Origin of the sequence: Pseudomonas sp. P1.31, assembly GCF_001269815.1 — a bacterium.
Taxonomy (GTDB): domain Bacteria; phylum Pseudomonadota; class Gammaproteobacteria; order Pseudomonadales; family Pseudomonadaceae; genus Aquipseudomonas; species Aquipseudomonas rustica.
Genome location: NZ_LHVN01000036.1, coordinates 231,377 through 240,105, shown reverse-complemented (window position 1 = coordinate 240,105; position 8,729 = coordinate 231,377). Strand labels below are relative to the sequence as shown.

Genomic DNA, 8,729 nt, shown 5'->3' with positions numbered 1-8,729 from the left:
GCATTGCCGGGTAGCTATGTTCGGAATAGATAACCGCTGAAAGCATCTAAGCGGGAAACTAGCCTCAAGATGAGATCTCACTGGAACCTTGAGTTCCCTGAAGGGCCGTCGAAGACTACGACGTTGATAGGTTGGGTGTGTAAGCGCTGTGAGGCGTTGAGCTAACCAATACTAATTGCCCGTGAGGCTTGACCATATAACACCCAAGCAATTTGATGCTCCTAGTTGAAAAGACGAGAGAGACCAGATTGCGGTGTGTGAAGACGAAACGAACCGAAAGTTCGATGTTCACAAACACCGAAAGCTGTCACATACCCAATTTGCTGAAGCGAGGCCATCTGGTCACGACTCAGTACCCGAATTTCTTGACGACCATAGAGCGTTGGAACCACCTGATCCCATCCCGAACTCAGCAGTGAAACGATGCATCGCCGATGGTAGTGTGGGGTTTCCCCATGTGAGAGTAGGTCATCGTCAAGATTAAATTCCGAAACCCCAATTGCGAATGCAGTTGGGGTTTTGTTTTGCCCGCAGGAAAGTCACCGAAAGAGTTTTTAACAAGACAATGGACAGCCGCCACCCAGCACGACGCAACCTGACAGGCCGAAGTGAGTCAGCAGCGAGGGAATTAACAGGTGAGTGTCTTTCTGGCGGGCATTAAAAAGCCGGCTTGTGGCCGGCTTCTCGGGGACTGGCTTGGTTCATTTTTGGTAAACCGCGCCAGCCTTCAAAACGTACACCCGGATCTTGCGTCCGGCTGTGGGACTTGGTCAGAGGTTGGTCTGCCGCGTCGGGCGCTATCAGAACCGCAGGGCGGGTCGATGCGCAAATGTGGGGCGAAGGATACTGATTTTTACCGCAGATTCCCAGCCCGAAGTGCGGATTAGAGCTGTCAAAGCATCAGAAATAGCGTTGTGCACTGACGATCATTAGAGAAACGGCACCACCGGCCGACGCTTGCTCAGTGTCGACCACCAGAACACCCAGCCCAGAATATGAATCCGCTGCTCGTCCAGTTGCGCTGCACGGAAGATCTCGTCCGGGTACTCGGCACTGTTGTGGCTACGCAGGCGTAAGCCATTGCCCGGCATGCGATGCAGATACTTGATGCGCAACATCCCGTCGTGTTCGATCGCATAGATCTCACCATCGACGACCTGAGTCAGTCCTCGATCAATGGCAACGATGGATCCGTCTTCGATTCGCTCGGCCATGCTGTTGCCGATCATGCGTGCACAGATAGCGTCAGAGTGTTTTATTTCAAGTTGATCCAGCTGCGCGCGAAGCAGGCGGATGGATTGATCCGTATCTTCGATGACGTGTGTTTTGCCGGTATCGGTGAGAGGTTTCTCATTGAAAAACACCAGGTCGATGTCGTTGGGATCAATGACCGTATAGACGCCGCGCACAGATTGGGCGTCGAAGGTGTCGCCATTGCTGGCAGGGGCATGGAGACGCGGCGACTCCTTGTGGCCTTCGCCAGTCTTCAGCCATTCGCTGTTCACGGACAGCAGGCGTGAGACCTCTTCCATGCGATACGCCGGGACGCCCCGGGTGTACCAGTTGTGGACATTTTGGGCTTCCGTGCCCCAGAACTTTGCGAATCCCGTGGTGGAGATGTTCGCTGCTTCCAGGAGTGCCTTGAATCTTGGACCGCTCGTGTTCTTTCTCATAAACACGGAGTCTACGGCCGTGCCAGAGCGGTTTGAATAAACCGAGCGTTCAAAAGCAGGCTGAATTTTACGACGGGATGTAAGACGTTCTTGTGGGAAATTAAACAGGTCACAACAATATCAAGAGAGCGATAAACAGCCTGTTTAAGCGACTGGCTCACGTCGATAAAAAAACCCCGGATATCCGGGGTTTTCTTCAAGCATCACGCGAGCCGAAGCGTCTTAGCCTTTGTAGGCAGCAACCGACTTGGTGATTGCTTCGCGGGCGGCGTCTGCACCGGCCCAGCCTTCGATCTTGACCCATTTGCCTTTTTCGAGATCTTTGTAGTTCGCGAAGAAGTGCTCGATCTGCTGGATCAGCAGAGGTGGCAGGTCGGTGTATTCCTTAACGTCCACGTACAGCTGGGACAGCTTGTCGTGTGGGACTGCGATGACTTTGGCATCGCCGCCGCCGTCGTCGGTCATGTTCAGGATGCCAACCGGACGTGCACGGATAACCGAGCCTGGCGCAACCGGGTAAGGGGTTACAACCAGAACGTCGAGGGGATCACCGTCGTCAGCCAGGGTGTTCGGGATGTAACCGTAGTTGGCCGGGTAGAACATTGGGGTGGCCATGAAACGGTCAACGAACAGGCAATCGCTGTCTTTGTCGATTTCGTATTTGATCGGCGCGTGGTTGGCCGGAATCTCGATCGCGACGTAGATGTCGTTCGGCAGGTCTTTGCCAGCCGGAATCTTGCTGTAGCTCATTGGGCGTTGCCCCCGTAGTTGACCAAAAACACTTGGCCGGATTGACCAAAAAGTGGCGGCGATTATAGGCATATTCTGCCGTCGACGCCATTCACCGAAAGTCCTGAAGGTCGTGCAGAGCTTAGTCGTGAGCCTGATAGACCGGGTCGCTGGCCTGAAGTTGCCGCAACCTGCTCAATGGATCCTGACGATAGAAAAGTCGCAACTGCTCATAGACCTGTGGATAAGTCTCATGGAGCAGATCGGGTGCGCTGAAGAAGTACTCACTGGTGACGGCAAAGAACTCTGCCGGATTCTCAGCCGCGTAAGGATCGATCGCGGTCTCGGCGTCAGGATTACGCTCCAGTTGACCGTCAAGATCATCGTAAGCGGCCTGCATCACCTCGGCCCAGTCGCTGACGCGCATGTCCGCGTGCAGCGGTGGCAGGCCATTGGCATCGCCATTGAGCATGTCGAGTTTGTGCGCCAGCTCGTGGATCACCAGGTTGTAACCTTCCCAGCCACCACTGGCCATCACCCCAGGCCAGGCGAGAATAATCGGCCCCTGCTGCCAGGCTTCGCCGCTGTGTTCGCCATCCCATTCGTGCTCGACGCCGCTGGCATCGCGGTGTCGTTGCGGGCTGACAAAGTCATCGGGATAAAGGACGATTTCGTGGAAGCCTTGATACCAATTCAGATCACCAAGATTGAGCAGCGGCAATTGCGCCTGAGCGGCAAGCAGCAGGCGTTGTTCCTGATGCAGTTCGACGCCTGGCAGGGCGGTCAGGTGTTTTTCTTCGAGGAACAGGACGCAGGCTTCGCGCAGCCACTGATCTTCGGCAGCAGTGATGCCGTCAAGAAAACTCAGGTGGTGGCGCACCCGTTGCCACATGTCGTCGGCAATCGGATGCTTGGCGAGGATGCGTCGACGCCGCCAGGCGCTTAGCGACCACATCGCTTAGTGCGATTGGGCTTTAGTGCCGCCAAAACGGCTGCGCACCACGCCGATGATCATCGGAATGAGAGACAGCAAGATGATCGCAACAACCAGCAACGACAGGTTCTTCTTGATGAACGGAACGTTGCCGAAGAAGTAGCCCAGCGTCACGAGGCCACCCACCCAGAGGATCGTACCCAGAACACTGAAACCGAAGAAGCGCGGATACGGCATACGCGCAACGCCTGCCACGAACGGAGCGAAGGTACGGATGATCGGTAGAAAGCGCGCAAGCGTTACGGTTTTGCCGCCGTGCTTGTCGTAGAAGTCATGGGTCTTTTGCAGATAGTCACGACGGAAGATTTTCGAGTTCGGATTGCTGAACAGCTTCTCGCCGGCCGTTCGTCCGATCACGTAATTGGTACTGTCGCCGAGAATCGCCGCGAGCATCAGCAAACCGCCCAGCAGTACTGGATCCATGCCGCCGCCAGCCGCCACGGCACCGGCGATGAACAGCAGCGAATCACCCGGCAAGAATGGCATCACCACCAGACCGGTTTCGCAGAAAATCACCAGAAACAGGATGGCGTAGATCCACGGCCCGTAGTTGTTAACCAGCAAATCGAGATAAACGTCGAGATGCAGGATCAGGTCGAGCGGGTTGAAATCCATGGAGGCACCTGTATGGCGGCCCGACTCGGCAGGCCTGTGCGGATAACTTCGTGTAAGCCTACAGCGAGGTGTAGTTTTTCTTACAAGCTGGGAAGCTCGAGATTATACGGCCTGAAACATCAAAAGCGCGTTGGTTTTGTAGCGAGGGATGTCGGTGTGTGAGTAATTGTCAGGGAGTGGATCGCAGCCCCGTAGGAGCTGCCGAAGGCTGCGATCTTTTGACTTCAGAGCTCGTCGCTGATCGGCAACACGTAGTTCTTGAACTCGGTGTCTTCCTTGAACCCAATCGATTCGTAGGTTTTCTGCGCCACTTCGTTGTTGCTGCTGGTCGAGACGCGCATGCGCACAGCCTGGGTTTCCTTGGCCATCTTCTTCGCAGTGCGGATCAGGTTGTCGGCGACCAGTTGGCGGCGGGCGTCTTCGGCGACGTAGATGTCGTTGAGGATCCACACACGCTTGAGTGACAGCGATGAAAAGCTCGGATAGAGCTGACAGAAACCCATGAGCTTTTTGTCGTCATCATCGGCCAGCGCCAGATAAATCACCGATTCCTTGCGGCGCAGGCGTTTTTCGAGGAAGGCGCGGGACGAGTCGGGATAAGGCAGGGAGCCATAAAACTCGCGGTATTTGACGAACAACGGCGTGAGCAAATCGAGGTGTTCAAGAGTCGCTTGGATAATCCGCATGTCAGGTCTCGTCCTTCAAGTGGCTGTCTTCACGTGTTGTGACGGCGACGGTAAACCCTGGCGGCCGTGCATCGATCCTGCCTCAAACAGGATCAGAAACGCAATGCAGAAACGGTTCAGTTTGGCGGCGGATCCAGTAGGAAGTTTCCTTTCATGTCCTGACCTGCATCCGACTCCAGCGTCTGAACTTGCGCTTCATCCTTCAGATTGACCCCCGACAGCTGCCGCCGGCACGCCTCGCGCATCAGGTACAGCAAGCGATGCGCCGCCATGCCGTAGCTCAAACCCTCCAGCCGGACATTGGAAATGCAGTTGCGATAGGCATCGGTCAGGCCGACTTTTGGGTTGTAGGTGAAATACAGCCCCAAGCTGTCCGGCGAACTGAGGCCCGGGCGCTCACCAATCAGCATCACCACCATTTTCGCGCCGAGCAATTGCCCGATTTCATCGCCGATGGCGACGCGGCCCTGTTCCACCAAGACCACCGGGGCGATTGACCAGCCATCGCCGCTCATTTGTTCTTCCAGCCGGTTGATAAACGGCAGTGTGTGGCGATGCACTGCCAGTGCCGACAAGCCATCTGCGACGACAATGACCAGATCGACCCCGCCGGGGTGCGCGGCCAAGTAGCCGCGAAGACTTTGCGCCGAGTCATCGCTGAGTTTGCGTCCCAGATCCGGGCGTTGCAGGTAGCTGTTGCGATCCAGCGCCGCACTGTGAAGCAGCAAACTCTCACGCCCTCGTTCACTTAATTGCGCACTGAGCCCCGCGTGATCAAACGGCAAGTGCACCGCATCACGCGCCTGAGCGTGAGCAAACTGGAAATCCAGTTGTGCGCTGGTCGGCAAACTGGTGCCGGTGCGGCCAAGGGCAATCCGCGCCGGGGTCAGGCGGCGCAGTTCCAGCCAAGGGTTTTGCGGATCGACGGGCGGTTTATCCATGCGACTCATCCCAGTTGCGCCAGCGCCTGGCGGAAGGCCGGCGGCAGATTGTTACCGAAGCGAACCTTGCCGTCCGCCTGCGTGAAGATGCCCATGTTGGCCAGCCATTGTTCAAATTCCGGGGCTGGTTTCAGGCCTAGTGTCTGGCGAGCGTAGAGCGCGTCATGAAACGAAGTGGTCTGGTAATTGAGCATGATGTCGTCGGAGCCGGGGATGCCCATGATGAAGTTGATCCCGGCGACACCGAGCAGAGTCAGCAGGGTGTCCATGTCGTCCTGGTCGGCTTCGGCGTGGTTGGTGTAGCAGATGTCGCAACCCATCGGCACGCCGAGGAGCTTGCCGCAGAAGTGGTCTTCAAGGCCGGCGCGGATGATCTGTTTGCCGTTGTAGAGGTATTCCGGGCCGATAAATCCTACGACGGTGTTCACCAGAAACGGTTTGAAATGCCGTGCCACGGCGTAGGCTCGGGTCTCGCAGGTCTGTTGATCGACACCGTGGTGAGCGTTGGCCGACAGCGCGCTGCCTTGACCGGTTTCGAAATACATCAGGTTTTGCCCGAGGGTGCCGCGATTAAGGCTCAGGCCGGCGTCATAACCCTCCTGCAAGACATTCAGGTTGATACCGAAACTGGCGTTGGCCGCTTCGGTGCCGGCAATCGACTGGAACACCAGATCCAGCGGCACGCCCCGGTTGATCGCCTCGATCGAGGTGGTGACGTGGGTGAGCACGCAGGCTTGAGTCGGAATGTCGTAGCGCTGGATGATCGCATCGAGCATTTCCAGCATCGCGCAAATCGAGGCAATGCTGTCGGTGGCCGGGTTGATGCCGATCATCGCGTCGCCGTTGCCGTAGAGCAGACCGTCGAGAATGCTCGCGGCGATGCCGGAGGGTTCGTCGGTCGGGTGGTTCGGTTGCAGACGCGTAGACAGGCGCCCGCGCAGGCCGAGAGTGCCGCGAAATTTCGTCACCACGCGGATCTTCTGCGCGACCAATACCAAATCCTGCACGCGCATGATTTTCGACACGGCGGCGACCATTTCCGGCGTCAGGCCGGGGGCGAGGTTGCGCAGGCTGGTTTCATCGGCGGCGTCGCTGAGCAACCAGTCGCGGAAGCCGCCGACGGTGAGGTGGCTGACCACGGCGAAGGCCTGTTTGTCGTGGGTGTCGATGATCAGTCGGGTGACTTCATCGGATTCGTAGGGGATCAGCGCTTCTTGCAGGAAATGCGTGAGCGGGATGTCGGCCAACGCCATTTGTGCCGCCACGCGTTCGCCATCATTGAGCGCGGCGACACCGGCGAGGAAATCTCCGGAGCGCGCCGGGCTGGCCTTGGCCATGACGTCCTTGAGGCTGTCGAAGCGATAGGTCTGGGCGCCGACGGAATGGGCGAATGCGGCCACGATATCCTCCTGTAATCGATAAACCCCTGTAGGAGCTGCCGAAGGCTGCGATCTTTTGTCTTTGAATTTCTAAAAACAAGATCAAAAGATCGCAGCCTGCGGCAGCTCCTACAGGGTTCCAGCACAGTGCCTGAATGGGCGCTGTGCACTTTTATATGTCAGCTAGATACCTTCGAGCATAGCGTCTGTCGGGGCATCGGCGCGTTGCTTGGCGGTCAGCTGGAAATACAGATAGCCAGCGGCCATAAAGCCAAGGAACACACAACCGATCAGCGTGTTGAACCACGCCATCGCCACCAGACACACCACCGCCAGAAACAGTGCAATCGCCGGCACCACCGGATAACCCGGCGCACGGAAGGTGCGCTCCAGGTTTGGCTCGGTTTTGCGCAGTTTGAACAGGCTGAGCATGCTGATGATGTACATCACGATCGCGCCGAACACCGACATGGTGATCATCGCTGCGGTCAAAGTCATGCCTTGCAGGTTAACCAAACCATCGCTGTAGATCGCCGCAATGCCGATCACGCCACCGGCCAGAATCGCCCGGTGCGGGGTCTGGAAGCGCGAGAGTTTGGCCAGCCCCTTAGGCAGATAACCGGCGCGGGCAAGAGCGAAGAACTGTCGCGAGTAACCGAGGATGATCCCGTGGAAACTCGCCACCAACCCGAACAGGCCGATCCACACCAGCATGTGCATCCACGTCGAGTTATTGCCGACCACGGCTTTCATCGCCTGCGGCAGCGGATCGTTGATGTTCGACAGCTGACGCCAGTCGCCAACGCCGCCAGCCATGACCATCACGCCGATGGCCAGAAATACCAGGGTCAGAATGCCGCTGACGTAAGCCTTGGGAATCGTCCGTTTCGGGTCTTTCGCCTCTTCGGCGGCCATCGCCGCGCCTTCGATGGCGAGGAAGAACCAGATCGCGAACGGTATCGCCGCGAAGATCCCGGGGATGGAGGCCATGGTGAATTCGTTGGAGCCCGACCAGCCATTCAATACAAAATTACTGAAGCTGAAGCCCGGCGCCACCACGCCCATGAATACTAAAAGCTCGGCAACGGCCAGTACGGTGACCACCAATTCGAAGGTCGCAGCAATGCTCACGCCAAGGATATTCAAGGTCATGAACACGAAATACGCGCCGACCGCTGCAATCTTCGGATCAAGTTCCGGATATTGCACATTCAGGTAGGCGCCGATGGCCATGGCAATGGCGGGGGGCGCAAAGACAAACTCGATCAGCGTGGCGATGCCGGCGATCAATCCGCCTTTCTCGCCGAACGCCCGACGGCTGTAGGCAAACGGCCCGCCGGCGTGTGGGATAGCGGTGGTCAATTCGGTGAAGCTGAAGATGAAGCAGGTGTACATGGTCGCGACCATCAACGCCGTGACCAGAAAACCCAGGGTGCCGGCGGTGCCCCAGCCGTAACTCCAGCCGAAGTACTCGCCGGAAATCACCAGGCCGACGGCAATGCCCCAGAGGTGCAGGGTGCCGAGTGTGGGTTTGAGCTGTGTGGTTGAAGTCATAAGTCCTCGCTGTCTTTTTTATTGTTCGATTTTTTGGACTTTCGGGTGATGCGGTTGAGGTGGATGAGTGCTGTTCACGCAGCGGCAGTTTTGGTGCAAATCCTGAATGACGGGTACGCAAGGGCCGTGCCAGAGCGGCCAAGGATGTTGTGGGTGTT

At 57.3% G+C, this 8,729-nt stretch carries 8 protein-coding genes and 2 rRNA genes; 2 read left to right on the top strand and 8 right to left on the bottom strand.

Translation table 11 applies throughout. The annotated features are described in order from the left end of the window. Positions 1 to 196, top strand: a 23S ribosomal RNA gene (locus AD669_RS23810); the annotation flags it as partial. A gap of 168 nt (positions 197 to 364) precedes the next feature. Beyond that, positions 365 to 480: ribosomal RNA gene (gene rrf, locus AD669_RS23805) — 5S ribosomal RNA — on the top strand. A 449-nt stretch (positions 481 to 929) separates the two neighbouring features. Here the strand turns inward: rrf and AD669_RS23800 are convergent. From AD669_RS23800 to eat, 8 genes are all read right to left on the bottom strand, one after another. After that, on the bottom strand, positions 930 to 1,673 hold the full coding sequence (locus AD669_RS23800; protein WP_053124215.1) for a helix-turn-helix transcriptional regulator: 744 nt from the start codon (positions 1,671 to 1,673) through the stop codon (positions 930 to 932). 222 nt (positions 1,674 to 1,895) lie between these two features. After that, positions 1,896 to 2,423 (bottom strand): inorganic diphosphatase, encoded by a 528-nt coding sequence (ppa, locus tag AD669_RS23795; protein ID WP_003205933.1) that lies wholly within the window; start codon positions 2,421 to 2,423, stop codon positions 1,896 to 1,898. 121 nt (positions 2,424 to 2,544) lie between these two features. After that, positions 2,545 to 3,357 carry a zinc-dependent peptidase gene (locus tag AD669_RS23790; RefSeq protein WP_053124213.1) on the bottom strand — a complete coding sequence of 271 codons (813 nt, stop codon included), beginning with the start codon at positions 3,355 to 3,357 and terminating at the stop codon, positions 2,545 to 2,547. A gap of 3 nt (positions 3,358 to 3,360) precedes the next feature. Then, positions 3,361 to 4,011, bottom strand: coding sequence for a DedA family protein (locus AD669_RS23785; protein WP_053124211.1), 651 nt, complete (start codon positions 4,009 to 4,011; stop codon positions 3,361 to 3,363). Positions 4,012 to 4,235: 224 nt separating this feature from the next. After that, a complete protein-coding gene (locus AD669_RS23780; protein ID WP_003228592.1) occupies positions 4,236 to 4,697 on the bottom strand; it encodes an N-acetyltransferase in 462 nt (153 codons plus the stop codon). A gap of 116 nt (positions 4,698 to 4,813) precedes the next feature. Next, positions 4,814 to 5,647, bottom strand: a complete 834-nt coding sequence (eutC, locus tag AD669_RS23775) for an ethanolamine ammonia-lyase subunit EutC (protein ID WP_371262385.1) — start codon at positions 5,645 to 5,647, stop codon at positions 4,814 to 4,816. Then, on the bottom strand, positions 5,644 to 7,038 hold the full coding sequence (locus AD669_RS23770; protein ID WP_053124208.1) for an ethanolamine ammonia-lyase subunit EutB: 1,395 nt from the start codon (positions 7,036 to 7,038) through the stop codon (positions 5,644 to 5,646). The genes eutC and AD669_RS23770 overlap by 4 nt, the downstream gene beginning before the upstream one ends. A gap of 162 nt (positions 7,039 to 7,200) precedes the next feature. Beyond that, positions 7,201 to 8,571, bottom strand: coding sequence for an ethanolamine permease (eat, locus tag AD669_RS23765; protein ID WP_053124206.1), 1,371 nt, complete (start codon positions 8,569 to 8,571; stop codon positions 7,201 to 7,203). Positions 8,572 to 8,729 lie beyond the last annotated feature (158 nt).

What these genes read in the sequence shown, in the direction of transcription:
- eutC (WP_371262385.1), bottom strand. Translation starts at nt 5,647, where the DNA reads ATGAGTCGCATGGATAAACCGCCCGTCGATCCGCAAAACCCTTGGCTG.
- AD669_RS23780 (WP_003228592.1), bottom strand. Translation starts at nt 4,697, where the DNA reads ATGCGGATTATCCAAGCGACTCTTGAACACCTCGATTTGCTCACGCCG.
- eat (WP_053124206.1), bottom strand. Translation starts at nt 8,571, where the DNA reads ATGACTTCAACCACACAGCTCAAACCCACACTCGGCACCCTGCACCTC.
- AD669_RS23800 (WP_053124215.1), bottom strand. Translation starts at nt 1,673, where the DNA reads ATGAGAAAGAACACGAGCGGTCCAAGATTCAAGGCACTCCTGGAAGCA.
- AD669_RS23790 (WP_053124213.1), bottom strand. Translation starts at nt 3,357, where the DNA reads ATGTGGTCGCTAAGCGCCTGGCGGCGTCGACGCATCCTCGCCAAGCAT.
- ppa (WP_003205933.1), bottom strand. Translation starts at nt 2,423, where the DNA reads ATGAGCTACAGCAAGATTCCGGCTGGCAAAGACCTGCCGAACGACATC.
- AD669_RS23785 (WP_053124211.1), bottom strand. Translation starts at nt 4,011, where the DNA reads ATGGATTTCAACCCGCTCGACCTGATCCTGCATCTCGACGTTTATCTC.